Genomic DNA, 26368 nt, shown 5'->3' on the forward strand with positions numbered 1-26368 from the left:
AGGCCGACAAGACCGAAACATAGTGTTGACCGCCGGTGAGTCCGGCAAACCACGCCCGAAATGTCCGGAGAGTCGTCTCGACGTCGAACGGTTCCCAGACTCGCGCGGTGGAGCTGCGATCCGAACCACGGTTCAGCACCCGATCGGCCGCCACCCAGTGCTGATCCGAAACCCGAAGCCGGGCACGCCGGGTCGTGCGGTCACCCTGGCCCCGGTCCGGCCCTCACCGCGCGCGCCGGCGACCACGGTTTCCGGTGCGGGCACGCGGTCGGCGGGCGGGTAGTCCGCGCGCATCGGTTGCCGTCCGCGCGGGGCGGGCGGATCACGCCGGGGCCGGTACTGACACCATCGAGGTATGAGTGTGCAGGAATTCCGGGAACTCGCCGCGGCCCGCTTGCGCGAGTTCGAGTTTCGAACGGTCGCGGACGTGCCCGGAATGCGACGCGCGAGCGTTGTGCTGTGTGTATTGGAACACGACGGCCGGCCGTGCGTGGTCGTGATCAAACGCGCCTATCGCGGCCGCAATGCGGGACAGTGGGCGTTGCCCGGGGGCCGCGTCGACGGTGACGAGACCGCGGTCGCGGCGGGATTACGCGAACTGCACGAGGAAATCGGCCTGGTCGCCCCGCCCACCAGTGTCCTGGGCAGGCTCGACGACTTCCCGGCAGCGTCCGGTTTCGCGATCACCCCCATCGTCGTCGCGCTCGACGATCCCGGCGCTCTCTACCCCAACGACGACGAAGTGCATGCCGTGCATTTCGTGCGGCTCGACCGGCTCGCGGCCGACGACGTGCCACACTGGGTCGACCGGCCGGACGGCTCCCGGCTGCTGCAGCTCAGGATCGGCGACTCGATGACGATCCACGCACCGACCGGCGCCATCCTGCTGCAATTCCGCGATGTCGTGCTTCTCGGCCGCGAAACCCGGGTGGCGGATCTACTGCAACCCGATTGGACGCACAAGTAGGGCGGACCGCCGCCGAGCCACCGATGTCGGGCGGCCGGGCGCTTGCTGGACGGTCGGTTACGCCGGGGTATGAGGCGTGGGCGCACGATCCAGCCAGGCCGCGAACGCGTCGAAGGTGAACGGGCGGCCGAGGAAGTCCGCCACCGAATCGGCCGCGTCGCGGGAACCACCCGGCGCGAGGATACGGTCGCGATACCGTTGCGCCACAACGGGTTCGAACAGATCACCGGCGTCGAACGCGGAGAACAGATCCTTCGCGATCACCAGGCTCCACAGGTAGGTGTAATACGCCGAGGTATAGCCGGCCAGATGGCCGAACGACGCTTGGAAATGGGTCTGCGGCACCGCGGCTATCCCGCTGTGCCGCGTCACGGCATCGATAACCACCGGGTCGTGGTCGGCCGGCCGATCCTGGTGCAGCAGATAGGAGATCTCGGTGTAGCCGACCTGTGTGAGGACCGAGATGCCCTTACCGAATTCCTTCGCGGCCCGCATGCGCTCCACCAGTTCGGCCGGGATGGGCGCACCGGTCTCGTCGACGGCGAAGGTGGCGAGAATGGTTGCGTCCCATGCCCATTCCTCCAGCATCTGCGACGGGGCCTCGACGAAGTCCCATTCCGTGGCGACACCGGAGAAGCGCGCCCAGTCCTGATGCCCGCCCACGACGTGGTGGATCAGATGCCCGAATTCGTGGAACAGCGTGACGACGTGCTGGTGTTCCATCAGTCCGCGAGAGAAGTTGCATACCAGCACGCCCTCGGGCAGGAGTTTCCCGGCGACACCGCCGACGAGGTCGAATTGCGCGGCGTGCTTGTATTTGCCCTCGCGGGGATGCAGGTCCAGATAGATCCGTCCGCGTCGTTCACCATCGGCGTAGACGTCGTAGACGGCGACGTCCTCGTGCCAGCGCGGTACGTCGACGGGCCGGTACTCCAATCCGAACAGGCGGCCGGTGACCTCGAGCAGACCCGCCCGCACACGCGGGAAATCGAAGTAGCGGCGCACCTCCCGGGCGTCGACGTCGTACTGTTCGCGGCGCACGAGTTCGGTGTAGTAGCCGACTTCGGAGCGGTCGATGGAGGTGGCGGTGGGCTCGTCCTCGCGGCGGCGGGCGAGCAGCGTCTCGAGGTCGCGCCGGCCCGCGGCGTCGGCGGCGCTCGCGATGCGCTCGATGAATTCGGCGATGGCGTGGCCGCTGCCGATCATCTTCACGTCGGCGTCGTAATCGGGCCAGCTGTCGAAGCCGAGCAGCCGGGCCTTCTCGGCCCGAAGATCCAGAATCTCGTGCAGCACAGCGTCGTTGGCGGGCCACCCACGGCTTTCGAACTCCGCCGTGAGCGCGCGGCGGGCATCGGAATCGCGGGCGTAGGTGCGCAGCGGCAGATAGTCCGGATAGTCGGTGGTGACCGTGACGAGCCCGTCCGCCGCGGGCGGATGGGCGGTGATGAAATCCGCGGGCAGTCCATCGAGTGTGCCGGGTGCGACCCGGATCGAGCGGACGTCTTCACGGATGGCCCGGCCGAATTCCTGTTCGAGCACGGTGAGCCGCTCGGAGATCTCCCGCAGCCGCCCCCGGGTTCCCTCGTCGCGGTCCACACCGCTGCGCCGGAAGTCGCGCAGCACATGCTCGCGCATGCGCGCCGACACCTCGTCCAGGCGCGAGGGGTCGGTGGCGGCGACGATGTCGTAGAGGTCGCGGTCGAGATCTCGGTCGGTCCTGGCTCGGTCTACCTCTTGGACGAGTCCCTCGGCCAGCCGGCGCACCTCGGAATCGGGGTGGACTTCGGCGAACAGGTGCGCGGCCGAATCGGCCCCGCGCAGCGCGATATCCGCGTCGTTCCACAATCCGAGCACATCCGCGGTGTCGCCCGGGGTAGCGGCCTTCAACTGCTCGACCGTGTCCGCCGCCGTCCGCAGCCGGTCGCGGACGTAATCGCCGAGCCAGTCCGGCCACCCGGCCGCGGGCAGTGCAAGCGGTTCGCTACTCATGCCCCGACTCTAACCGCGGCCGGGATGGCTGGACCGCGGGGAATCGCCAGGTGCCGAACCGCGTTCGCGAATCACCGGAAATAGGAGGCGTATTCCGCGAACGGTACCTGCCCGGTGGGACTCGCCTTGACAGCGTCGACCACGGGTCCGGGGATGGGTGCCCAGTAGGCGGGCATCGCGGCCGCCAGCGAGGGCTTCAAAATGTAGATCAACGCGAAGTTCACGATCCACAGCGGCGGGGCCATCGACATGCCGACCACGGTGCTCACATTTCCCTTGATGTTCGTGACCAGCTGCGCCGCACCCGAAATCTGTTGCGCCACAAATCCGTAGGCAGCCTCCACCGTATAGGCCGACCGATACAGCGCGACCAGACTCCGAGTCGCACCGTTGTCCCGCAACCAGTTACCCACATATCCGCCGGGCGCGATCAGGGTGTTCACCTGCCGCGTCGGGGCATCCGCGTTGGCCGGGCTCTCCAACATGCCGCTCGGATTCACATACAGCCCGTAACTGCCCAGAGTCGAGGGCGTGCGTTGCCCCGCGACATCGGAGTAGATCGGGCGGCCGACCGTATTGGCGAGAATGTCGACACACGCATTGATCACATTCGCCGCGTCACGATCACCGCCGACTCCCCCACCGGAGCTGAGGTCCTGATACTGCTGATCGGTCAACGCATCCGCGCGTTCCAGCCCGATCTGCGCGGCGACCCGATCCGCCGCCGCCTCCCCGAGCGGCTGATTCAACTGATCCGCACTCACCATCTGCGTCGGCGCCACCTGCTCATATCCCGGGGCACCGGAGAAGGGAGCGGCGAACCCGGTGTCGGCAGCGGTTGCCACCGGTTCGCCCGTCGCCGTCTGAGCCACCCCCAGCGAAACGATGCAGAGCCCGAGCAGCACCACCATCACGCTGATTCCACTGCAGCTCGATCCCCGCCGACGCCCGAGACAAGCCAACCCGATGCGGTGCATACGTCAACCTCTCCGAATCATCGTGCGAGGTAACACAAGGTAGCGCACCAGTCAAACGCCACGCCCGACATCGTGTCAAGGGTTCAGCCTCTGGCCCGCCCCGACCAGTCTGCGGTGTTGTGGCTCATCAGTGCCGATCGAGAACGGTACCGGCACCTATGCGGGTGCTGCCGGATTGCCGGCGTACTGGTTCGAGAGCGGAGCCGGCCACACTTTCGGACGACCCCATCGCAGTGATTTCTCTCAGTGTCACCAGGATTGATTCACCGGGCCGGAAGACTACTTCTGCTCGTCCCCCCGCACGAAATGTGCGGAAAGACGCTCGCACAGCACGGTCAGGGCGGATTGCCCGATGCGCGGGCCGCCGTCCCACGAGTCGCTGTCGAACCAGTTCACGACATCGGGCGTACCTTCAGGGCGAACGAATACACGCTGATGAAAGTGCGCGACACTACGGCCGGTGATCGCAGAGAATACGAACTCAGGAGCAAGCTCGGTCCGCAGCGCGTAGGCGGACCGACGGACCGCCCACCCGACAGCGGCACCTTCATCGTCGGTCATATCGGCCAAAGTTGGTACGTGACGCCTGGTTTCGACGAACAGGTACCCGGGCATCGGTGCACCCTCGGACAGCGGACGGTGTGTCACGACCACCAGATCGCCGGCATAGATCACCGGACCGACCAGGCGGCCGACACCACGGTGCTTATTACAAATCAGACATTCACTCCCCACTCCCCGACTGTACCCAGCAGGCCGCGACGTCTTGCCCGGGCACGTTCACCGCTGGGCGGCCAGTACTGCGGCGAGACCTTCTCGCAGGTCGTCGACGAAATATTCGGGAACTTCCAGCGAGGGGAAATGTCCTCCGAATTCGGGTGCGTTCCATCGGACGATCTGGCGGTACCGCTTTTCCGCCCAAGGGCGCGGGGACTTTTCGATGTCGTGGGGGTACATGGTGATTGCCGAGGGGACGTCGACTCGAAGGTCGGGGGCGAGCGAGTTGTGGCTTTCGTAGTAGATGCGGGCTGCGGATGCACCGGTGCGCGTCAGCCAGTACAGGGTGACGTCGTCGAGAATGCGGTCTCTGGAGATCGTTTCGAACGGGCTGTCTTCGGTGTCGCTCCATTCGGCGAATTTGTCGAGGATCCAGGCGAGGAGTCCGACCGGTGAGTCGACGAGCGAGTAGCCGATGGTCTGCGGCCGGGTGGCCTGCTGTTTCGCGTATGCGGCGCGGTGGCGCCAGAAATGACGGGTTTCCTCGGCCCACTGGCGTTCGGTCGCGGTCAGACCGTCCGTCGGCATCCCGGGCGGCGCTTCCGCGAACAGCGAGTGGATGCCGAGGACGTGTTCCGGGAATCTGCCGCCGAGAACCGTGGTGATATTGCCTCCCCAATCGCCGCCGTGGGCCAGGAACTTCCGGTAGCCGAGCCTTTCCATCAGTTCCACCCATGCGGCCGCGATCTTTTCGGTGCCCCACCCGGTGGTGGCCGGTTTATCGCTGTACCCGAAGCCCGGTAGCGACGGGACCACGACGTGGAACGCCGGCGCGGCCGCGTCTTTCGGATCCGCCAATTCGTCTACTACATCGATGAATTCGGCGATGCTGCCCGGCCAGCCGTGCGTCAGGATCAGAGGAGTGGCATCCGCCCGTGCGGATCGCCGATGCAGGAAGTGGATTCCCAGGCCATCGATTGTGGTGCGGTACTGGCCGATTCGATCGAGGCGCTCTTCGAACGACCGCCAGTCGTACTCGGTGCGCCAGTAGTTCACGGCATCCACAAGGTCGGCGAGAGGAACGCCCTGTGCCCATCGCTGAGGGCCGGGCGCGGCGCCGGAGACCGTCTCGGCCTCCGGTAGCCGAGCGGCGGCCAATCGTGCTCGCAGGTCGTCGAGGTCGGCGTCGGTTGCGCGGGCTTCGAACGGTTGTACGTCGATGGAATCGGACGTGGACATCGGATCGAGGTGGCCGAGTGCGGACATGAGACCTCCTGGTCATCGCGGAACCGGCTACCGCCTGTCGTGAACCGGCTAAGACGGTTCTAACACGACCGTGGGACAGGCCGCAACCAGCTAAGGTGGTTCCATGCCTGCTGGGTTTCCTGATTTCCGCCTCGGCGCCGTGCTGGCGACCAGCTTCACGGGGACCCTGTCGGAGCGGCACGGCGAGCCTGTGGAACGCATTCCCACACCGCAGCGACTCGTCGATTGGCTGGAGGTGAACGGCCTGGCCGTGGATTCCTGCACCCCCGCCCAGCTCGACCTTGCCCGGAAACTGAGGGAAGCAATTCACGCCGCCGCGACAGCGGCCGCACTCGGCGACGCGCTCCCCGCGTCGGCCGTCCGAATCATCAACGACCGCAGCATTCAGGGCCGGGCCGCAGCAATCCTGACACCCGACGGGACACGTCGATGGCGACTCAACGCGCCCTCCTGCGTAGAAGACGCCCTGGGCGTCATCGCCGCCGACGCGATCGACATCATCTCCGGCGAACGAGACGGAAAATTGGCCCTGTGCGCTTCGCCGACCTGCCGAGCCGCCTTCTTCGACACCAGCCAGAGCCGCACCCGCAAATGGTGCGATATGAACACCTGCGGTAACCGCCAGAAGAAAGCACGCTTCAATGCCACCCACCGCAAGAACACCCGAAGCTGATGGCACGAAAGGTGCTGGGTCGCAATGTATTCGATTCTGTCGAATGCAGCTTCGTGAACTACACCACGGAGTTGGTTCGGAGCCCGATGGAACAGCACCTGCGTTGTGACCGACGTCGCGGCTCGGCACGCCTGTCCGGGCTCCGTCTGGTTGGGAATAATGACCTGGCGGCAAGACCGAACCTCGAGTGTCAGTCGACCGCTCGATACTCGGCGGGCGGATCGGTCAACTCGGGGTGCGCAATCCAGTGCAGGTCGTACAGGTGCCGCATCGAACCTCGAGGCTTCGGCGTCGGCTTCGGCCGCCGTGCGGCCGCCGTATCGTTCCATCACCCATGCATAGCGCCGACGTTCCTGCGCCAGCAGTTCGACGTACTCGTCTTCGTCCCAGTCGTCGTCCGCCATCGGCACTTCCTACCTCCTCACCACGACAACCGCTGCGCCGGAACATAGTCGACGACGGCGGCATGGATGCTGGTCGGCAGGTCGCGGCCGGTTGCGATGCGAGATCGCCGCCCAGGACGGTACGCCGCTGCCGCGCGCTGCCGTGGATGCCAGTGGCTGAACTGATCGTGCAAACCTCCACACAAATGCCGGAATCCCGCAAAAATCGCGGAGGTTTGCATGATTTGTTCACCCGGCCGAGCATCGTCACTCGAGCTACTCGAAGAGACGACGATCAGGGATACGCGCGCTCGTGAACCGTCAACCCCATCGTCGTAGCCAGCCACCGGCGGGCCCGTGCGTGGAATTCGCGCGCAAGCCCCGCCCCCGGCGCCCAGCTGTCGAAACCGTGCGGCGCGCCCGGCACGATATCGAGCTCCACCTCCACGCCTGCCGCGCGAAGACGCTCCGCGTAGGCCACGTCCTCGTCGTGGAACAGGTCGATGGTGCCGACGCCGATCCAGGTGGGCGGGGTGCCGGTGAGGTCGTCGCGGCGGGCGGCTACGGAGAATTCGGGCACGTCGGTGGCGCCGGGTGGGGTGGCGAGGTAGCTGCTCCAGCCGTAGAGGTTGTTGTCGTTGGTCCAGCCGAGATGCCGCAGGGCGTCCAGGTCGCGGCGGGCGGCGGTGCGGTCGTCGAGCATCGGCGCGCTCAACCAGAGGGCGGCGGGGCGGGAGCCGTTGTCGGCGACGAGGCGCTGGCACAGGCAGGCGGCCAGGCCGCCGCCGGCGCTCTGTCCGCCGAGCACGACCCGGGTGGGGTCGATTCCGAATCGGGAGGCGTTGCGCTGCAACCACGTCCACGCGATCCAGCAGTCCTGCAGGGGAGCCGGGAAGGGATGTTCGGGTGCGAGGCGGTAGTCGACGGAGATGATCGTGACGCCGAGTTCGCGGGCGGTGAGCGAACAGAAGGTGTCGTCCTGGACCGGGCTGCCGAGAACGTAGCCGCCGCCGTGTATCCATAACACCGCGACCGGCGAATGGGCACCGGTGGGGCGATAAACGCGCAACGGTACGCGGCCGGCCGCGAGGCGCTCGATGCGCACGCCCGCGACTCGCCGGGCGGGCCGGTGGGCGGCGGCCAGGCGCACCAGGCGTAATGCCCAGCGGCGGCCGATCGTCAGCGGCGGCAACCAGCGCGCGGGTCCGCGCAGTTCCGGCGCTACGAGAGACAGGTCCATCGCGATCTCCTTCTCACACCCGAAACGAAACTATAGTTCGGACAGGTGTCCCACAGCGGCCGCCGTGCCAGGGCCACCGCGTGCCCGAGGGCGCCGAAGGTGCCGCCTCCGAGTCCGGCTCGAATGCGTTGCGTACCCGTAGCCCGGCACCCCCGAGCGCACCGCGACCCGCCGCAGCACCATGCGCCCGCGGTCGCCGATACGGACCGTGCCGGGGTCGGTTCCGGTGACCTTCACCAGTGCCCGCACGTCCACCTCGTCGAGTTCGAGGATCACCAGCGAAGACGGTGACCGCAGCCCTGGCACCGGCACGTGGACCGTCACCTCGGTGTACACGGTTCCGGTGCGCGGCAAGGGAACCCGCGTGTAGTCGGTGCTCAGGCGCCCGTCCTCGTCGAGGCGGTAGCGCGGCGGGAAATCCAGCTCGTCGCGGCCCGGGTGGCGACCGGCCTCCAGCGCAACTTGGCCTCGAAGGCCCGCTTGTAGGCGGCCAGCGAGATCGGAACGCCGGCATCCGGTACCGCCGCCTGCGGTTCGGCTCACCCGACGGCGTTCGCGTCGACGATGCGGCGCCGGATTACGTGCCGACCCCGAATCTGCGCCGGATGCCGCACAAGGACGCTGCGATGACCGATCCGCGCGGCGTGCGGGTCGCCGTTCCGCTGGGCCGGCCCGGTGCGGTCGGCGATGTCTCGGGGTGCGTGGTGTTCCTCGCCTCGGCGTTGTCGGCCTATCTGACGGGAACGACCCTGCATCCCGACGGCGGGACCGGCGCCTCGGCGGGCTGGTTCAACTGGCCGGAGACCGGCTGGGCGAACTACGCGCCGATGCGCTATCCGGCCGCCGATACGGAGGATCAGTAGGCGAGGAAGAGAATTTCGTCGCGCGAGTAGTCGTGGCCGGGGTGGTTCTCGGCCAGATGCTTCTGCGTCTTCTCGACGAGGTCGTCTTCGTCGGTGCCGACGATCTGTTCACCGCAGGGGCAGCCCAGTCTGGTCTTCAACGTCGTTCTCCATCGGTCGGGCTGGACGTGTCGTTCCCCGTCACCTTATGCACATTCTGTGCCGCCCGTCACCCCGGGTCACCCGCCCGAGACCGCGTGTCCGGCGCTGACGGCGGCCCTGAGCTCGGCGTATACCTCGGCTGTAACGTGTGACAATTCGCGCGTGGAGGAACCGTCGAGCCACCGGTCGAAGGCGATGCCGAAGACGGTCACCGCGACCCGGGCACAGAGGGTCGCGACGGCCTCCGGGGCGCCTGCGGTCCGCAGCGCGTCGGCGAGTTCGCCGCCCAGGACGGCCATTTTCCGGAGTTCACGCTCCTGAAGTCCGGCGTTGGCCGCGATCACGGCCCGCCGCTGCCGCTGCCACTGCCGCAGATCGGGAATCTGCGCACCGGCCGCCCGGACCGCGGCGATCGCCGTCGCCATCGGGTCCGCATCCGCGGGAGCGTCGGCCACCGCTTCGGCGATCGCGCTGCTCAGCAGGTCCTGACCGCCGAAGAGCACCTCCCGCTTATCGGCGAAGTGCCGGAAGAAGGTGCGTTCGGTGAGGCCCGCTCGCTCCGCGATCTCGGCCACCGTGGTCTCGTCGAACCCGCGCTCGGAGTACAGCTCGAGGGCCGCCTCGGACAGCCGACCGCGCGCATTGGGTTCCCATCGACTCATGATCCGATCCTAGGTGACGACAGTTGCTGACATTCGGCTACCGGCGGCAACGCGCGAACCGGTGGCCATCCTCCGGATGCTGTCCTATAACGTGTTCTAATTCGAGTGGGCCGGGAACGAAAGGGCCGAGGCGATGATGGCATTCTTCAGCCGCGACGAACGAGGATTCGTCGCGGGCGACTTCGCGGTGAGCAAATGGTCGCCCGATCACGTGGCCGGACCCGCCATCTGCGGGCTGCTGGCGCGGGAACTGGAAACACATTGCCCGGGCGCCGGTTTCGTACCCGCGCGCCTCACCGCCGACCTGTTCCGCCCGGTACGGAACGAACCGATCACGGTGCACAGCGCGGTGGTGCGCTCCGGTGCCCGGGTGCGCGTCGCCGATGCGTGGATCACCCAGCAGGGCGAGGTGCGGGTGCGGGCGTCGGTGATGTATCTGGCCGTCGCGCAGCAACCTCCGGGCCGGATCTGGCAGGCTGAGCAGACCCTGCCGGTGCCCGAGCGGCGGCTGGACGCGCCGACCGGCCAGCCACCGCTGTTCAAATGCGGTGACGGCGACTGGTCCGGCGACTTCGCCGCGGCGCAGAACGAGGAACGCAAATCGGTCTGGCAGAATCTGCCGCCGCTGGTCGAGGGCGAGCCGATCACGCCGTTCCAGCGCGCGGCGTTCCTGGCCGATACCACGAATCTGGTCTGCAACTGGGGCACCGAGGGCGTCGGCTACATCAACAGCGACGTGACCCTCACCCTGACCAGGCTCCCCCACGGGCGGGAGCTGGGATTGCATGCGCAGGACCATATGTCGGCCGACGGCATCGCGGTCGGCACCGCCACCCTCTACGACCGGACCGGCCGGATCGGCACCTGCGTCGTCACCGCGCTGGCCAACGCCGCCCGCCAGGTGGATATGGCCGAGACGAGGGTCTGAGCACCGGGTGGCGGAAGACCGCGGGCTGTCCGCCGCCATGGGCACGCAGGACGGGAGCGTCCCCGCGGCCGCCACTTTCGGCCGAGCGTGTGCTGTCACGCGAGGATGACCCGATGATCGTGTTGGTTCCCGCAGACGTTCTGCGTCCCGGCCGGGCCGACGCCCACTTCGCCGCCGATGCCGAGGCCGCGCGGGCGAGCGGAATGCAGGTGGACCTGGTCGATCACGACGCCCTCATTCGCGACGATGCGGCCGCGGCGGTGCGGCGGGTGCGTGGTGAAGGGCCCGCGATCTGCCGGGGCTGGATGATGCGCAGCCAACAGTACGCCGCCTTCGACGACGCACTGCGCGCGCGAGGCATCACATTGCGCACCGACGCCCGGCACTACCGGCGCGCCCACGAATTTCCCGGCTGGTACGACGTCTTCGCCCGGCACACTCCCGAATCGAGCTGGACCCGGGGTGTCGGACGCGACGAATTCGACCGCGCACGAAGCCATCTGGGATCCGGCCCCGCCGTCGTGCGCGACTACACCAAATCGATGAAGCACCACTGGCACGAGGCGATGTACATCCCGGACCTCGCCGACACCGAGGCGGCCTGGCGGGTCGCACAGCGTCTGTGCGAGCTCCGCGGGCCCGACCTGACCGGCGGCTTCGTGCTGCGCCGCTACGAGGCCCTCGCCGCCGAGGAGGTGCGCACCTGGTGGGTCGACGGCAGCTGCCGGCTGGCCGGCCCGCACCCCGACACCCCGGACCGGATGCCGAGGTCGGCGACGGGCAGGTCAGCGATCGACCGGGCACCCTCGCACCACACCGGTTACTCGCCGCGCTCGCGCATCTCAGTGACCCGGCCGGGCCGCGCGAAGACAGAACTCGGTGACGCGCTGCACGTCCGCCGCGGTCGGTTCGGCCCGCAACCACAGCAGTGCGGGCAGCGCCGTGACTCTGCCGCCACGACGCTGCCCGGCAACGCATCTCAGTCGCGGTAACGCTCGGCGACGGCCGCGAATTCATCGAGGGCGCGCAGCGATTCCGATTCCGGCAGGGTCGGCAGCGCCAGCGTCGCCCGCTCGACACCGGCCTCGGCGTAGGCATCGAGCAGTGCGGGATCGGGCGCGACCGGCGTGATCGCGATCGGGATATCGCTGTCGCCGACGGCGGCCAGTTGAGCCGGCACCTCCGAAGGATCGGCCACGCCGTTGGGCACCCACCCGATGCCGAGGCGCACCGCACGCCGCGCCGCGACCTCGCCGCCGCCGACGAAGATCGGCGGATGCGGACGCTGCACCGGCTTGGGCCAGGCGAAGATCGGATCGAAATCGACGAACCGGCCGTGGTATTCGGCGAGATCCTGGGTCCAGATCGCCCGGATCGCGGCCAGCTGCTCGTCCAGCAGGGCGCCGCGTGTCCGCGGGTCGGTGCCGTGGTCGGCCATCTCCTCACGGTTCCAGCCGACGCCGACGCCGAAGACCACCCGCCCGCCGGAGAGGTGGTCGAGGGTGGCCACCTCCTTGGCGGTGTGGATCGGATCGCGCTGGATCAGCAGCGTGACCCCGGTGCCGAGCACCAGGCGTTCGGTCACGACCGCCACCGCGGCGAGCGCCACGAACGGATCGAAGGTGCGGTAGTACACGCGCGGGAGCTCACCGCCGCCCGGATACGGCGTTTCCCGGCTCGCCGGAATATGGGAATGTTCGGCGAGGAACAGCGATTCGAATCCGCGCTCCTCGAGCGCCGGTCCGAGAACCCGGGGACCGATGCCCTCATCGGTCAGGAAGGTGTTGACTCCGATCTTCATACGAGGCCGAACCTCGTCATCGCATCCGTGTATTCCCCGGCTCTGCGGATGTCCGGCCGGGGTGACGCGCACGGCCTCGAATTGCCCCTGCGCGCAGCCTGAATGCGAAACAATCGTGCATATCCGACGCGGCTCGGCTGGGCCGCGACCGCCGAGAGGAGCGTGACATGCAACCCGAGGCATCTCCCTACCCGGTCCGCGTGCGCGGCGACCTGGACCCCGCGCTGTCGCGCTGGCAGTGGATCGTCAAATGGATTCTGGCGATCCCGCACTACATCGTGCTGTTCTTCCTGCATATCGCGTATGCGGTGGTGACGGTCATCGCGTTCTTCGCCATTCTGATCACGGGCCGCTATCCGCGCGGGCTGTTCGATTTCAACGTCGGTGTGCTGCGCTGGTCGTGGCGCGTGCGGTTCTACGCGCTCTCGGCACTGGGCACCGACCGATATCCCCCGTTCAGCCTCCGATCCGACGAGAGCTATCCGGCCGACCTCGACGTCGACTATCCCGAGCGGCTGCACCGGGGTCTGGTCCTGATCAAATGGTGGTTGCTGGCGATCCCGCAGTATCTGATCGTCTGGGCGTTCGTGGGCAGCTCGCGGTACTGGGGCGGAGACGACGAAGGGACCGCCGTCATCTGGATTCCGCTGCTCGGCATCCTCGTCTTCATCGCGGCGATCGCGCTGCTGTTCACCGGCCGGTATCCGCACGGCCTGTTCGCCTTCGTGCTCGGCATGAACCGGTGGACGCTGCGGGTCCGGGCCTACGTGTCGCTGATGCGCGACGAGTACCCGCCGTTCCGGCTGGACCAGGGACCACGGGAACCCGAAAATACCTCGCGCCCACCGGAATCCGGTTATCCCGTCTGATCACTCTCCCGACCCGGGGATCGCAGGGCCATGGGGCATATCCTAGGTGCCGACCGTGAAAACTCGGTACCGAATTCCGCCCGTCCCGATCGCAGTGGGGAGCGAATGTGCTGGGAGATGAGCCCGTCTCGGACGCGTATGCGGCCAACGCCGAGTTCTGGATTCGCACCGTGCGCGAAGATCTCGACCCGTATCGCAGCGGCCTCACCGACCCGGCGCTGCTCGCGCTCGTCGGCGAGTGCACCGGCCTGCACATCCTGGACGCCGGATGCGGTGAAGGCTATCTCGCGCGCGAATTGATCACGCGCGGTGCGGGTTTCGTACACGGCGTCGACACCTGTGCCGCATTCGTGGCGGCGGCGGCGAGCCATCCGGAACACGATCCGGCCCGCGCGCGATTCCGGCATGCCGACGTGGCCGCGCTGCCGCTGCCCGGCGACAGCGTCGATCTGGTGGTGGCCAACCGCCTCCCGCACGGATTGTCCGATCCCGGGCGGCGATTCGTCGAATTCGCGCGGGTCCTGCGACCATCCGGGCGGCTGGTGATGATGACGATGCATCCGTGCTTCTACGTCGCCCGTGACGAACGCGGCAGCGCCGGAACGGGTTTCACGGTCGACGACTATTTCTCCGGACGCACGGTCCGGCAGCGGTTCGAGGTCGCGGGGACTCGGTCCCCCGCGGCGTCGGTCCAAGCGCTGTACTCGCTGGAGGCGACGATCGGGATGCTCACCACCGCCGGATTCGCGATCACCGCCGTGCGCGAACCCCGGCCCACCGAGCAACAGCGGCGTGAAACCCCCTGGTGGGACCAGCATTTCACCCGTCCCCTGTTCCTGCTGGTGGAATGCGCGCTACTATAGGCACCGTCAACCGCGAACATCGAATACAAGCATTGGACGCTATAACCCCAGTTCGTGGAACCACCCGGAACCGGCCCCCTAGGCCGGCCCGTCCGCGCTACTGCTCGTCCCCATCGCGATGGCGGAGCGTCAGCAGGAGATGATCGAGACGCGTCCGCGTGGACGCGGGCACCGGGGGCATGGTGTCCAGATCGCCGACGAGCTGCGCGGCCAATTCCTGCAGCTTGACGTTGGTTTCCTGGGAGCGCCACGCCAGCACCCGGAACGCCTGCTCCGCCGAGATCCGGTAGACGAACATCAGGATCCCCTTGGCCTGTTCGATCGCCGCCCGGCGTTCGATCACGGCGGGCAGCTCCTCCTCGAAAAGTTCCCGGCGCTGCCGGTCCACCGAGTCGGTGAGATCGACGTAGTAGCCCTGCGTACCGATCACCTCGCCCGCCGCGTCGAGCATCGGCTCCGATACCACCAGCACATCGCGGACCGTGCCGCCGGTGTCGACGATGCGGTGCCGGCTGGAGAACGGTGCGTGGTCTTCGACCGAGGTGACGATGGTGGCCTCGACCCGATCGCGGTCGTCGGGATGTTTGTGCTCGAGCAGCAGCTCGGTGGTCGGTTCGATCTGACCCGGTGCGTAACCGTGCATCCTGGCGACCTCGTCCGACCACTCCCATCGCCCTTCGGCGAACCAGAATCGGAACCGGCCGACGCCCTGCGGGTCACCGGCGCCCACCACCCGTTCGACGCCGTCATCATCCCCGCTGGCGACCATGATCGCAGCCTACTCCCCAGCCTCGGCGTGCCCCTCACCTGCGCCGATGTCCTGCCGAGGGCGGGCGGTGACGCCACGATGCGCGGCGGCATCCGTTCCGTGGCCCAACCGATACCGGATCCTGTCCGGTTCTCGACCGACGGAACCGGACGGTCCGTAGGATCGGTCCGGTACGCGAACGGCGCGCATCCGCCCGCCTCCCAGCGTGCGATTGTGCACCAGGTAGATGGGTTGCGCGCCAACCAGTTTCGAAACTCCGGCGCAGGCCGAGGCGAACGGTAGACGAATGCGAACATCCGTACGCAGGCGCACCGATGAGCTTGCGTGATCGAGGTGCTCGCTCCATGTCGTCGCATACGACGGAAACGGAGTGGCCCGAATGACACACCCCGCACGAACCCACCGGACCGGAGGCGCCCGGTCGCGTAGCGACAGCTACGACAACATCGAACCGTGGTTCGACAAACTCGTCGACCTCGACGCCACCGACCCGCACCGGCGGGCGCTGCGTGAGCACATCATCGAATTGTGCCTGCCGCTGGCCGAACACATCGCACGCCGCTACCTCAACCGCGGCGAGGCCTACGACGACCTGCTGCAGACCGCCCGCATGGGACTGGTTCTCGCCGTCGACCGCTTCGATCCGGGCCGTGGCGCGCCGTTCCTCGGGTTCGCCGTCCCCACCATCATGGGCGAGGTGCGCAAACATTTCCGCGACCACACCTGGGCGGCCCGCGTACCCCGCCGCTACAAGGAACTGCGCCACCGGATCGTGAAAGCCGGCGATCCGCTCACCCAGCGCCTGGGCCGTGCGCCCAACGCCCGGGAACTGGCCGCCGAGCTCGACGTCGACATCATCGACATCACCCAGGCACTCGTCGCCGCCAACGTCTATCAGTGCGATTCCCTCGACGCCGCCCGCACCGAACGCGACGACACACCGTCCACGGCGGCCGCCGCGCTGGGCGTCGACGAACCCTGCTACGAACTGCTCGAGCAGGCCGCCGCAGTCCGGCCGCTCATCGCCGGCCTGCCGCAGCGCGACCGCGACATCCTCGTCCTGCGATTCTTCGAATCGAAAACGCAATCGGAGATCGCCGAACACTTCGGGGTGTCCCAGATGCACGTGTCGCGACTGCTGACCCGCATTCTGGACACGCTGCGCGACGGGGTGTGGAGCACACCGGAGGACTCGATCGCGCAGATGCAGCCGTAGCCGCGGCGGCGGCGGTCAACCGCCCCGCTTCTCCGAGGCGACGAACAGCAGCCCGCCGATCATCGCCATGTTCTTGTGGAATTGCACCTGTTGCGGCTTCCGCGCGCCGGGGTCGTCGATCGCCCAGAACGCGTGTCCGGCAATAGTTGTCGGCACCATCGAGGCGATGAGAGCCAGGGCCGACAGGCGGGGCAGTTTGCCCAGTGCCAGCAACACGCCGCCGGCCACCTGGACGCCCGCATTGACCTGTACCAGCAGCTTGTCGTCCTCGGGCAGCGGCACGACCGAGCGCACCGCGGCGAGGGTCGGCGCCGCCGCCTCCGGCCGAGGGCCGGGCTCGCGCAACGCGTCCGCGCCGAGTACCGCGTAGGTGGAGCCCATCAGCACGCGCGCCGCCGCACGCATGGGATCGAAGCGCATATCAACTCCATTCCGGAGACGAGGCGGGACAGTTGCCGTCGTGGCGGCGACTACCCCGCTCGCCGATCCTTATACGCGCACCGTGCCGACGGAAGCGGTTCACGCTCCGGCGACCCGGCGCTGTCGCGACTCAATGGTGGGCCGCCGCGGCGTGCGGTCGCCGGTCACTGACGGCCGTGGTCACCAGCAACCCGGCTGCGGCCAGGCCCAGAACGGTGACGATCGCACCCATCACCACATTGGTCCAGAGCACGCCTGTGGGGCGTTCTCCCACCACCCAGGGGCCGATGATCTGCCAGACGCCGGATGAACCCGGGCGCGCGGCGGGATCAGGAGGTGCGGTCGGGGCGATCGGTTCGGATGGCCGCCGAGGCGGCGGCGCGGGAGCGGACACCGAGCTTGGTGCGCGCGTTCGCGACGTGCCGGTGCACGGTATGGGGACTCAAGGTCAGCCGCTCGCCGATCTGCGCGTCGGTCAGCCCCTCGGCCACCAGGCGCAGAATCTCGCGCTCGCGATCGGTCACCGCCTCGGGGCCCGGCGGCAACGGCTGGGATCGCACCGGATATCCCAGCCCGCGCAGGATCGCGTCGGCGACGGCGGTCGCGTCCCCGCGCCACGGGAAATGGTCCTCGCCGTACAGTTCGACGAAGGTCGCGCGGCGCACGCGGCGGGCGACGTCGACACCGAGGGCGAACGGCACCGCGCGATCGTCCTTGCGGTGCAGCACGGTGGTCGGGACGGTGACGGCCGCCAGGTATTCGGTGGCGTCGAGTTCGTATGTGGCGGACAATGATTGCGCGGCCTGCTCGGCCGTCGCGGACAGCCGCTGGAAGCGGGCGAACCGTTCGCGTTCGGCGCTCTCGGCGCCGGGGACGAAGACATCGGCCAGCAATCGGGAGCCCAGGCCCCAGTGTGCGGAGATCGCATCCACCAGCGCGCGACGCGCTCCCTCCGGCGCGATGTCCGCGCCGCGGGCGAACGATCCGTAGAGGACGAGCCGATGGACCCGGCGGGGCAGCCGGGCCGCGAGTCCGGCGGCGACCGCCGAGCCCGACGACGCGCCCAGCACCGCGACGCGCTCGAACCCCAGCGCATCGACGATGTCCGCGGTCACCGCGATTTCGCCGTCCGGATCGACCGGCGCCGCGGTCGCGGACATGCCGCGCCCGGGCTGGTCGTATCGGATGACGGTGAACCGAGTCGCCAGCCGGGACATGAAGGCCCGGAACAGCGGATCCTTCCAGTTGAGGATCAGGTGGCTGCACCACCAGCCGCCGATCAGCAGTGCGGGACCGCTGCCGACCACCGAACAGGCGACCTCGCCGCCGACGGTCCGCACCCGGTGGACCACCTGCTCCTCGGCGCGCACCATGCTGCCACCTCTCGCGCGGCGGCCGTCGAGGCCGGCGCATCATCCGGCATCGATTATGGCCCGAACGGGCCATGACGCGAAGTGCCGCCGCCCGCCACACTCGTTCCCATGACCACCGCAACTCTCGGCCAACGCTTCTTCGCCAGCTGGTATCCGGGCTTCATGTCCCGCGTCGAACGTGCCGGACAGGCCGATCTGCGCCGGGCCCAGCTCTCCCACGCCTCCGGTCGCACCCTCGAAATCGGGGCCGGCGACGGACTGTCCGTCTCGCATTACCCGGACGGCCTGGACGAACTCGTCCTGCTCGAACCGAATCCGGCACTGCGCGCCCGATTGACGGCACGCGCCGACAGCCTCACCGTGCCCGTCACCGTCGTGGACGGCGACGCGCACCGGCTGGATTTCCCGGCGGCCAGTTTCGATACCGTCACGGCGTCGCTGGTGTTCTGCTCGGTGCGCGACCCGGCCCGGGCGCTGCGCGAGGTGCATCGCGTGCTGCGCCCCGGCGGCCGCTTCCTGTTCCACGAACACGTCCGCGGCACCGGCCTGCGCGCCGGCGTCCAGGACGTGCTGACACCGCTGCAACGACGCCTCGCGGACGGCTGCCACGCCAATCGCGACTTCGAAAGCCTGCTCGCGGCAGCGGATTTCGCTATCGAGGACATCGCGCGCACCCGGATGCCGACGATGATGCCGACCATCGTGCCCCTGGTCGTCGGCACCGCGCGCCGACGGTGAGTGCTGCGCCTAGCCCGCCTCGTCGTCGACGTCGTCGAATTCGAAATGCAAGGCGTCGACGCAGCGTTCGTATTTGGCGACCAGATCGACTTCACTGTCGGCCGTCGAGGTCGACGATCCCGAACTTCGGAATTGACCACCGCCTCGAGATCGGCACTGGGCAATCCGAATCGCTCACACAACATCGGAACCAGGGCGGTCACCGGAAAATCCCAGTAACCGACGACGGCCGCGATATCCCCGTCGAAGCCCTTCAGGGTGTCCTCCACTTTGTGCAGCAGGTCCTCGATTCCGGAATCTCACCCTCCTGGGTTTCCTCGATTCCGAGCAACGGGTGGAATCGGTATCGCTGCGCATCCGGAATCAGTTCGAGGGTGCGCAGATTTCCGTCGTCGAGACCGAGCACGAAGATATCGGCAGTACTCACAAGCTTCCTCTTTTCGAAACGTCCCCCGTCGGCGCGTACATCGATTCCCCGGTGTCCGTCGAGGGCGCTGGGCGTTGCACGAGCCGCACCAGCCGGCGCAGCGCGTGGCGGGCCTCGGGCACATCCGAGAGATGCCACGCGTGAAACATTCCCGGATATTCGAAGTAACCGAGGTCGACACCCTCACGCACGCACCGCGCCCGGAAGCGCCGGGAATCGGCCAGCAGGATGTCGCGGGTGCCGATGAACAGGCTGAGTCGCCCGGGCGTCGCGGCGGGCGCATTCAGCGGACTGATCATCGGATCGCGCCGGTCGAGCTCGCCGGCGTACAGGCGACCGGCCTCGGCCAGTCCCGCGACGCCGAGATAGGGATCGCACGGATCGAGAGCCCGAGCCATGGGATCGGTCATGGTGACATCGAGCCACGGGGAGATCATCACGACCTCCTTGGGCGTCACCGCCTCCGTCGCGCCGAGCTCGCGCGCCAGCACCAGCGCCAGCGCGGCACCGGCGGAATCCCCCATGAACACCTTGTTCTCCGACGCGGTGTGCGCGAAGACCTCGTCGTGTACGGCCCGCACCATCGCCACAGTGTCGTCACCGTGGTGCGCGGGGGCCAGCGGATAGAGCGGCACGGTGACCGTGCACCCGGTCCGGTCGACCAGGCGGGCCAGGAATTTCCAGTGGTCGTGCTGGATCTGGTGGACGTAGGCGCCGCCGTGCAGGTAGAGCACATGGCGGGAGGTGCCGCCCTCGAGCGGCCTGATGGTGTACACGGGCCGGCCCCGCATGTTCCGGCGCGTCACCCAGTAGTGGGTGTGCAATTCGGCCGGCGGGCGGTCCCGGTCGGGCCGCTGGCTCTTGCGGATACTCTCCCGCAGCGCTTGCGGGTCGGCAAAGGTCTTGTCCGCGTGCGTCATTCGCATGCCGGCGATCAGCATGCGGCTGCGCAGGCTCGGTTTCGCGTGATTCACCGGTCCTACCGGTTCCAGGTCGCACATGGTCACGGGGAATCACCCTCTTCCAGTTCCGCGAGAACATTCGCTGTCCGCCCTCGAATCCGTCGAGTTCGGCGTGGACGTAGAAGTCGGTCGGGGTACAGGTGACGCGGGTCCGGGTTTCGGTGCACCTGTTCGTCCACGGTGATCTGCTGCGGCATGGACGTCACCGTCCGCATCAGTCCTCCTCGGTTCATATCTCGGTGGCCGGTTCGGCGAAGCGGCGTCTCACCGCCGGCTGCCACCGCCCCCGTCGATTACGCACTTCCGGCGGCTACCCGCTCACGGCCGCGCTACACCGGCAGCGCACCCGTTTCTGCGTTTCGCGCGAAACAACTTCTCGTACAGCACTTTTCGATACACCGGCGCACGCTCGCGGACGCTTCGCGCCCACGGTGTGAGCTGGGCTACAGCACTCGCCGAGCCGTGGCCCGTGTGGCGGATGAGCACAGTTTGAATCCTGCGCAGCCCGGCTATGACTGCGCCATCATGAGCTCACTGTCTTCCCCGTTACTCCTGCTGATCTTCCTGGCCTGCGCCGCGGCCATCTGGATGGCCGGTGTGAAACTCTCCGACGCCACCGACGTGTTGTCGCAGCGCTGGCACCTCGGCGAGGCGCTCGGCGGGGTCCTGCTGCTGGCAATCGCCACCAATCTGCCCGAAATCGCGATCACCGCCAGTGCGGCGGCCGCACACCAACTCGACGTGGCGGTCGGCAACATCCTCGGCGGTATCGCGCTGCAAACCGTCGTCCTCGTCGCTCTCGACGCCGCCGGTGTGCGCCCGCGCGCGCCGCTGACCTATCTGGCCGCCTCGCTGACGCTGCTGTTGGAAGGCGCGCTGGTGGTGGTGTTGCTGCTGGTCGTCGTGATGTCCACCCAGATGCCGTCCGACGTCATCGCCTGGCGGATGACGCCGGGAGTCGTCCTCATCGCGCTGCTGTGGGCACTCGGTTTGCTGCTGTTGCGCCGCGCGGGACGCAGCCTGCCGTGGCACGAGGCCGGCGACGCGCCCGGCGGCCAGGATCAACCGGCCGGGCACTCCACGGCCACGAAAGAGGACCATGCCACCCGCCGCGGGATCGGCACCGGCCGGACGGTGCTGATCTTCGCCGTGGCCGCCGTGGTCACCCTGGTGGCGGGGGTGTACATCGAGCCCAGCGGTGAGGAGCTGTTCGGCCGCTGGGGGATGTCGGGAGTGGTGTTCGGCGCGACGGTCCTGGCCGCGGCGACCTCACTGCCGGAACTGTCGACCGGACTGACCTCCACACGGATGGGCGATTACAAACTCGCCGTCAGCGACATCTTCGGCGGAAACGCGTTCCTGCCCGTCCTGTTCCTGCTCGCGACACTGCTCTCGGGCTCGTCGGTGCTCCCTCGAGCCCACAACACCGACATCTATCTGACTGCCCTCGGCGGCGTACTCACCCTCGTCTACATGACCGGCCTGGTGTTTCGCCCGCGTCGCCAATGGTTGCGGATGGGCCCGGATTCGCTGACCGTGCTGATCGTGTACATCATCGGCCTCGTGGGCCTCGCGCTCATCCCGACCTGACGGCGGCTCGGTGGCGCGGCGGCGGGGTACCCCGGATGCCTAGGATCGAGGTGATCCACTTGCCGGAGGATGCGAACAGACAAGGGGTGCGGGTGATTTCAGCACGCGAGATGTGGACGTTGTTCGAGCCGATCCACGCGGTGACCTATTTCGCCCCGGAATGCCGGACCGCATTCGAGCAGGCGGGTCTGCGCGGCTTCTGGCGCGGATACTTCGGCGGTCGCTCGGCGCCGTTCGGGCCGGTCGGACCCGGCGTCGTGACAGCGACCTTCTTCGGCTTCTCCCCCGCCATGGTGGCCCGGGCGCTGCCGGGGGTGTGGGAGCAGGCGACGCCGCAGCGCGTCCTCGCGGCCCGCTCCGCCGGCGCCCGCGCGGCGCTGCTGCGGCTCGGCGGGAGCGACGACGAGTATGCCGAGGCGGCCGGACTGGCCCGGCGCGCCGCCACAGCGGTCGAGCTCGAAGGGAAACCGCTTGCCGCCGCCAATGCCGACCTGGCCTGGCCCGACGATCCACTGTCGATCCTGTGGCAGGCCTGCACGGTGCTGCGCGAGCATCGGGGTGACGGCCATGTCGCGGCGCTGACGACCGCCGGACTGACCGGATGTCAGAGTCTGGCCTGGCGCGCCGCCACCGATTCCGTGCGCGACGTTCTGCAACCGGCTCGCGGCTGGGACGACGAGCAGTGGGATCGCGCGCTCGCGGGCCTCACCGAGCGAGGCTGGCTCGACACCGACGGCCGGCCCACCGCGTCCGGTCGCGCGGAATTCGGCGAGATCGAAAGGCGCACAGATGATTTGGCCGCGCGACCGTGGCGGGCGGTCGGGGCCGCGTCGACCGAACGGCTCGCCGAGCTGATGCGACCGCTGGCCCGCGCCGCACATACCGCGATGCCCGAGCGCACCCCCATCGGCACCCTCCCCCGCCCCTGAGCGGGATCGCTCGCCGTGCGAACGCGGACAACAGAAACTGACCAACGTCCCACGCATCGGAGCCTTCGGCACGATTCGGCGCAGCCGTCGAACGCGGATAGTGGCCGTATGAGAACCGGTGTGCACGCCGCATGCCGTGCCGGCCGCGGGGTTCGTAAGTGCCGGGCAGGAGGTATTCGATGGTGTTTCGTGATCGCGTCGACGCGGGTAGCCGGCTCGCGACGCGTCTGATCGCCCTGCGTGACACCGATGTCGTCGTACTGGGCCTGCCGCGCGGCGGAGTACCGGTCGCCTTCGAAGTGGCACGGGCATTGCGCGCACCGCTGGACGTCCTGGTGATCCGCAAGCTGGGCGTCCCCTATCAGCCCGAACTCGCCTTCGGCGCGATCGGTGAGGACGACACCCGCGTACTCAACACGCTGGTCGTGCGCCGCACCGGGCTGTCCGAGGACGACATCGACGCGGTGCAGCAGCACGAACGCGCGGAACTGGCGCGCCGGGTGGACACGTACCGGCAGGGGCGCGACGGACCGTCGCTGCATGGCCGGACCGTGGTGCTGGTCGACGACGGCATCGCGACGGGGGCCACCGCCCGCGCCGCCTGCCGCGTGGCCCGTGCCCGCGGCGCCGCCCGTATCGTCCTGGCCACTCCCGTCGCCGCACGCGAGGCGCTGGCCTCGCTGCGGCCGGAAGCCGACGACATCGTCTGCCTGAAAACACCACTGCTCTTCGACGCGGTCGGCCAGTGGTACCGGCACTTCGGACAGACGAGCGACGACGAAGTCGTCGATCTGCTCGCCCGGGCGGCCCTCGCCGCCCGCGAACGCCCCCGAGTGGCCACGTCCGGCGATCCGCCGCTGGTCGACGACGACGTCACCATCACCGTCGGGGAGGCAGAACTGAACGGCCACCTGATGGTTCCGGAAGCCGCGACCGGCATGGTCGTCTTCGCCCACGGCAGCGGCAGCAGCAGGCACAGTCCACGCAACCGATTCGTCGCCACCTCTCTGCAACAGGCCGGACTCGGCACGCTGCTGTTCGACCTGCTCACCCCCGCCGAAGAATTCGAGCGCGCCAACGTCTTCGCCATCGGTCTGCTGGCGAATCGGCTGGCAGGTGTCACGCGGTGGCTCGCCGGGATGCACTACGCCGACGGCCTCCCGATCGGGTACTTCGGCGCCAGCACCGGGGCCGCGGCCGCGCTGCGGGCGGCCGCCGATCCGGAACTGAAGATCGCCGCCGTCGTCTCCCGCGGCGGTCGGCCCGACCTCGCCGACCTCTTCCTGACCGCCGTGCGAGCGCCGACCCTGTTGATCGTGGGCGGGAACGACCCGGCGGTGATCGAACTGAACCGGTTCGCCCAGCGAGCGATGGCGTGCGAGACACGCCTCGAGATCGTGCCCGGCGCCACCCACCTGTTCGCCGAGCCCGGCGCGCTGGCCGCCGTGGCCGACCTGGCCCGCGACTGGTTCCGCACCCATTTCCGCGGGTCGGCGACCGGCCGCGCACGGCCATGACCGGGCGTTCCGGCGTCCCCTGCGCGACCGGCATCGAACACATCGACACACCACGGGCCGCATGGTCCACATTCCGGTGACTTTGGTCCATCACGAATTCTCCGGTCATCGGCGACGCTGGTACCGATGGAGACCACCGATCCCTTCGCCGCGCTCGCCGAAACGCATTCGGCGGTGGTGATGCTGTTCGGCGACCGGGCCTACAAGATCAAGAAACCGGTGCGGACCGACTTTCTCGACTTCTCCACGCGGGCCGCGCGCGAAGCCGCGTGCCGCCGCGAACTCGAGCTCAATCGGCGGTTCGCTCCCGATGTGTACCTCGGCATCGGGCACCTGTCCGATCCGACGCGGGATGCGGACGAACCTGTGCTGCTGATGCGCCGGCTCCCCGATGCCGCCCGGTTGTCGCGGCGCCTCGACGATCCGGCCGTCGCCCGCGACATCCTGTCGGTACTGGTTCGCGATGTGGCCGCCTGGCACGACCGGGCGCCGACCGGGCCGGCGATCGATCGCGCGGCGACGGTGCCGGCGGTTCGGGAGCGCTGGAAGTCGTTGCTGTCCGGGATGACCCATCCCCCGATCGAACCGGCTGCGGTGCGGGAGCTGACCGAACTGGCGATGCGCTACCTCGACGGACGGAAGGCGTTGTTCGACAAACGCATCGCCACCGGGCGCATCGTCGACGGCCACGGCGATCTGCGCGCCGACGACATCTTCGTCACCGACGACGGCGTGCGGGTCATCGACTGCCTCGACTTCGACGACGAACTCCGCCACGTCGATCGGCTCGACGACATCTGCTTTCTGGCCATGGATCTGGAGCGCCTCGGGTACCCGGACCTCGGCCGTGCCGTCGTCGAGGACTACCTCGAAGCGACCGGCGACCCGGCGCCGGACTCGCTGTACCACCACTACATCGCCTATCGGGCGGCGGTGCGCGCGAAGGTCGACTGCGTGCGGTACGAGCAGGGGGAACGGCGAGCGGCGACGGGTGCGGTGCGGCACGTCGAGGTCGCCCTGCGACACCTCGCCGCCGGCGCGGTGCGCCTGGTGCTGGTCGGTGGCCTGCCGGGCACCGGCAAGTCGACGATCGCCCGCCGCCTGGCCGCGGCGACCGGCGCGATCCTGTTGTCCAGCGACCACATTCGCGCCGTCGCGCGCGCCGAAGGCGTCCTGGACGGCGCGACCGGCGAATACGACCACGGCGCCTACGCTCCCGCCGCGCGCGACCACGTCTACGCGGTGATGTGCGCCGAGGCGCAGACCCTGCTCGCCGCCGGCCGTTCGGTCGTTCTGGACGCCAGCTGGATCGACGATACGCAACGACGGCGCGCGTCTCGGCTCGCCGCCGACACCTGCACCGATCTCATCGAACTCTGTTGTAGCGCACCGGCATCCGTGGCCGCGGCGCGCATCGCGGCGCGCACCGGATCCGAATCCGACGCCACACCCACCGTCGCGGCGGCCATGGCCGCGGATCGCGACCCGTGGCCCGGTGCGGTGGTACTGGACACCACCGCACCGGTGGACGAGACCACCGAGGCCGCGCTGCGCGGTTATCGGCATATCGACGAGGGGAAGTACTCATGACCGCGGAGCCGACCGTCGACCTCACCGACATTACCTATCGCCGCCTCACCCCCGCCGACGTCGATGCGGTCCGGGATCTGCACGCGACGATGACTCAACGCGACGGCTACTACCGCTTCTTCGGCGCGCGGCCGAAACATCTCGAACATCTGGCCGCCGCGATGTCCATGAACGACCCGAAGCACTGCGCTTTCGGCGCGTTCACCGAGAATCGTCTGATCGGCGTGGCGAACTACGTCGTGCTGCCCGACACCGACTGCGCCGAGGTGGCCATGGTCGTGGCCCACGAGGACCAGCAGTCCGGCATCGGCACCGCGCTGCTCACGCGGCTGGCCGAGGACGCCCGCCGGCACGGCATCAGCCGGCTCGCGGGCGACATCATGGCCACGAATTCGAAGATGATGCAGCTCCTGATGGACATCGACCTGCCGATGTCGGCCCATCGCGACGACGACGTCGTCCACGTCGTCCTGCGGCTCGGAAAACCATAGGCGGCCG

Annotated in this window: 28 protein-coding genes and 1 pseudogene; 14 read left to right on the forward strand and 15 right to left on the reverse strand. The window is 68.5% G+C overall.

What is annotated here, in order from left to right:
- Positions 1-355 precede the first annotated feature (355 nt).
- Entirely contained in the window at positions 356-967 is a 612-nt protein-coding gene (locus C8258_RS00465) for a CoA pyrophosphatase (protein ID WP_106953373.1), read from the forward strand.
- Between the two features lie 57 nt (positions 968-1024).
- Here the strand turns inward: C8258_RS00465 and C8258_RS00470 are convergent, their stop codons facing one another.
- The 4 genes from C8258_RS00470 to C8258_RS00485 all read right to left on the reverse strand — a co-directional run bounded on the left by C8258_RS00470 (position 1025) and on the right by C8258_RS00485 (position 5916).
- Positions 1025-2956 (reverse strand): M3 family metallopeptidase, encoded by a 1932-nt coding sequence (locus C8258_RS00470; RefSeq protein WP_106953374.1) that lies wholly within the window; start codon positions 2954-2956, stop codon positions 1025-1027.
- Positions 2957-3027: 71 nt separating this feature from the next.
- Complete coding sequence (locus tag C8258_RS00475; protein WP_233224860.1) at positions 3028-3867, reverse strand: hypothetical protein; 840 nt, start codon at positions 3865-3867, stop codon at positions 3028-3030.
- A 345-nt stretch (positions 3868-4212) separates the two neighbouring features.
- Entirely contained in the window at positions 4213-4668 is a 456-nt protein-coding gene (locus C8258_RS00480) for an HIT family protein (RefSeq protein ID WP_199195520.1), read from the reverse strand.
- A gap of 45 nt (positions 4669-4713) precedes the next feature.
- Complete coding sequence (locus tag C8258_RS00485; protein ID WP_199195521.1) at positions 4714-5916, reverse strand: epoxide hydrolase family protein; 1203 nt, start codon at positions 5914-5916, stop codon at positions 4714-4716.
- A 103-nt stretch (positions 5917-6019) separates the two neighbouring features.
- On the opposite strand from C8258_RS00485, the gene C8258_RS00490 reads away from it, so the two are divergent.
- Positions 6020-6589: an ABATE domain-containing protein gene (locus C8258_RS00490; protein ID WP_106953376.1), complete on the forward strand. Its 570-nt coding sequence runs from the start codon at positions 6020-6022 to the stop codon at positions 6587-6589.
- A gap of 678 nt (positions 6590-7267) precedes the next feature.
- Here the strand turns inward: C8258_RS00490 and C8258_RS00500 are convergent.
- Positions 7268-8212, reverse strand: a complete 945-nt coding sequence (locus C8258_RS00500; protein WP_106953377.1) for an alpha/beta hydrolase — start codon at positions 8210-8212, stop codon at positions 7268-7270.
- A gap of 30 nt (positions 8213-8242) precedes the next feature.
- Positions 8243-8745, reverse strand: a pseudogene (locus C8258_RS00505) (Zn-ribbon domain-containing OB-fold protein); the annotation flags it as partial.
- Positions 8746-8793: 48 nt separating this feature from the next.
- On the opposite strand from C8258_RS00505, the gene C8258_RS00510 reads away from it, so the two are divergent.
- Positions 8794-9075 (forward strand): SDR family oxidoreductase, encoded by a 282-nt coding sequence (locus tag C8258_RS00510; protein ID WP_233224797.1) that lies wholly within the window; start codon positions 8794-8796, stop codon positions 9073-9075.
- Here the strand turns inward: C8258_RS00510 and C8258_RS00515 are convergent.
- Together C8258_RS00515 and C8258_RS00520 are read right to left on the reverse strand one after the other, a co-directional pair.
- Complete coding sequence (locus C8258_RS00515) at positions 9069-9215, reverse strand: DUF1059 domain-containing protein (protein ID WP_063820473.1); 147 nt, start codon at positions 9213-9215, stop codon at positions 9069-9071. The two genes, C8258_RS00510 and C8258_RS00515, sit on opposite strands and share 7 nt — an antisense overlap.
- A 78-nt stretch (positions 9216-9293) precedes the next feature.
- Positions 9294-9878 carry a TetR/AcrR family transcriptional regulator gene (locus C8258_RS00520; RefSeq protein WP_106953378.1) on the reverse strand — a complete coding sequence of 195 codons (585 nt, stop codon included), beginning with the start codon at positions 9876-9878 and terminating at the stop codon, positions 9294-9296.
- A gap of 133 nt (positions 9879-10011) precedes the next feature.
- Between C8258_RS00520 and C8258_RS00525 the strand changes: the two genes are divergently transcribed.
- Positions 10012-10806, forward strand: a complete 795-nt coding sequence (locus C8258_RS00525; RefSeq protein ID WP_106953379.1) for an acyl-CoA thioesterase domain-containing protein — start codon at positions 10012-10014, stop codon at positions 10804-10806.
- Between the two features lie 113 nt (positions 10807-10919).
- The gene (locus C8258_RS00530; RefSeq protein WP_158271184.1) at positions 10920-11798 is read left to right on the forward strand and encodes an ATP-grasp domain-containing protein; all 879 of its coding nucleotides are present in this window, start codon (positions 10920-10922) and stop codon (positions 11796-11798) included.
- On the opposite strand, the gene C8258_RS00535 is transcribed toward C8258_RS00530, so the two are convergent.
- Entirely contained in the window at positions 11786-12607 is an 822-nt protein-coding gene (locus tag C8258_RS00535; protein ID WP_106953380.1) for an LLM class F420-dependent oxidoreductase, read from the reverse strand. The two genes, C8258_RS00530 and C8258_RS00535, sit on opposite strands and share 13 nt — an antisense overlap.
- Before the next feature lie 167 nt (positions 12608-12774).
- Between C8258_RS00535 and C8258_RS00540 the strand changes: the two genes are divergently transcribed.
- Entirely contained in the window at positions 12775-13476 is a 702-nt protein-coding gene (locus C8258_RS00540) for a DUF4389 domain-containing protein (protein ID WP_106953381.1), read from the forward strand.
- A gap of 107 nt (positions 13477-13583) precedes the next feature.
- A complete protein-coding gene (locus C8258_RS00545) occupies positions 13584-14339 on the forward strand; it encodes a class I SAM-dependent methyltransferase (RefSeq protein ID WP_106953382.1) in 756 nt (251 codons plus the stop codon).
- Positions 14340-14436: 97 nt separating this feature from the next.
- On the opposite strand, the gene C8258_RS00550 is transcribed toward C8258_RS00545, so the two are convergent.
- Complete coding sequence (locus C8258_RS00550; protein WP_106953383.1) at positions 14437-15108, reverse strand: PAS and ANTAR domain-containing protein; 672 nt, start codon at positions 15106-15108, stop codon at positions 14437-14439.
- A 379-nt stretch (positions 15109-15487) separates the two neighbouring features.
- Here C8258_RS00550 and C8258_RS00555 point away from each other — a divergent pair, with 379 nt between their 5' ends.
- Positions 15488-16324 (forward strand): RNA polymerase sigma factor SigF, encoded by an 837-nt coding sequence (locus C8258_RS00555; RefSeq protein WP_106953384.1) that lies wholly within the window; start codon positions 15488-15490, stop codon positions 16322-16324.
- A 15-nt stretch (positions 16325-16339) separates the two neighbouring features.
- On the opposite strand, the gene C8258_RS00560 is transcribed toward C8258_RS00555, so the two are convergent.
- From C8258_RS00560 to C8258_RS00570, 3 genes are all read right to left on the reverse strand, one after another.
- Positions 16340-16744 (reverse strand): DoxX family protein, encoded by a 405-nt coding sequence (locus tag C8258_RS00560; protein ID WP_106953385.1) that lies wholly within the window; start codon positions 16742-16744, stop codon positions 16340-16342.
- Between the two features lie 130 nt (positions 16745-16874).
- Complete coding sequence (locus C8258_RS33545) at positions 16875-17138, reverse strand: SPW repeat protein (protein ID WP_304598367.1); 264 nt, start codon at positions 17136-17138, stop codon at positions 16875-16877.
- On the reverse strand, positions 17074-18117 hold the full coding sequence (locus C8258_RS00570; protein ID WP_106953387.1) for an alpha/beta fold hydrolase: 1044 nt from the start codon (positions 18115-18117) through the stop codon (positions 17074-17076). Before C8258_RS00570 ends, C8258_RS33545 begins: the two co-directional genes overlap by 65 nt.
- Positions 18118-18225: 108 nt before the next feature.
- On the opposite strand from C8258_RS00570, the gene C8258_RS00575 reads away from it, so the two are divergent.
- Positions 18226-18855, forward strand: a complete 630-nt coding sequence (locus C8258_RS00575; protein ID WP_106953969.1) for a class I SAM-dependent methyltransferase — start codon at positions 18226-18228, stop codon at positions 18853-18855.
- Positions 18856-19108: 253 nt separating this feature from the next.
- Here C8258_RS00575 and C8258_RS32425 read toward each other — a convergent pair whose 3' ends face one another.
- On the reverse strand, positions 19109-19282 hold the full coding sequence (locus C8258_RS32425) for a hypothetical protein (RefSeq protein ID WP_158271185.1): 174 nt from the start codon (positions 19280-19282) through the stop codon (positions 19109-19111).
- A complete protein-coding gene (locus C8258_RS00585) occupies positions 19279-20283 on the reverse strand; it encodes an alpha/beta hydrolase fold domain-containing protein (RefSeq protein WP_106953970.1) in 1005 nt (334 codons plus the stop codon). The genes C8258_RS32425 and C8258_RS00585 overlap by 4 nt, the downstream gene beginning before the upstream one ends.
- A gap of 486 nt (positions 20284-20769) precedes the next feature.
- On the opposite strand from C8258_RS00585, the gene C8258_RS00590 reads away from it, so the two are divergent.
- The 5 genes from C8258_RS00590 (at position 20770) to C8258_RS00610 (ending at position 26361) form a co-directional block, all read left to right on the forward strand.
- Positions 20770-21834 carry a sodium:calcium antiporter gene (locus C8258_RS00590; protein WP_106953389.1) on the forward strand — a complete coding sequence of 355 codons (1065 nt, stop codon included), beginning with the start codon at positions 20770-20772 and terminating at the stop codon, positions 21832-21834.
- Positions 21835-21926: 92 nt separating this feature from the next.
- The gene (locus tag C8258_RS00595) at positions 21927-22763 is read left to right on the forward strand and encodes a hypothetical protein (RefSeq protein ID WP_233224799.1); all 837 of its coding nucleotides are present in this window, start codon (positions 21927-21929) and stop codon (positions 22761-22763) included.
- Between the two features lie 179 nt (positions 22764-22942).
- Positions 22943-24280 carry a phosphoribosyltransferase family protein gene (locus C8258_RS00600; protein WP_106953391.1) on the forward strand — a complete coding sequence of 446 codons (1338 nt, stop codon included), beginning with the start codon at positions 22943-22945 and terminating at the stop codon, positions 24278-24280.
- Between the two features lie 126 nt (positions 24281-24406).
- Positions 24407-25870, forward strand: a complete 1464-nt coding sequence (locus C8258_RS00605) for an AAA family ATPase (protein WP_106953392.1) — start codon at positions 24407-24409, stop codon at positions 25868-25870.
- Positions 25867-26361: a GNAT family N-acetyltransferase gene (locus tag C8258_RS00610; protein WP_106953393.1), complete on the forward strand. Its 495-nt coding sequence runs from the start codon at positions 25867-25869 to the stop codon at positions 26359-26361. The genes C8258_RS00605 and C8258_RS00610 overlap by 4 nt, the downstream gene beginning before the upstream one ends.
- Positions 26362-26368: the final 7 nt, after the last annotated feature.

It is taken from the genome of Nocardia sp. MDA0666, assembly GCF_003023875.1.
GTDB lineage: Bacteria > Actinomycetota > Actinomycetes > Mycobacteriales > Mycobacteriaceae > Nocardia > Nocardia aobensis.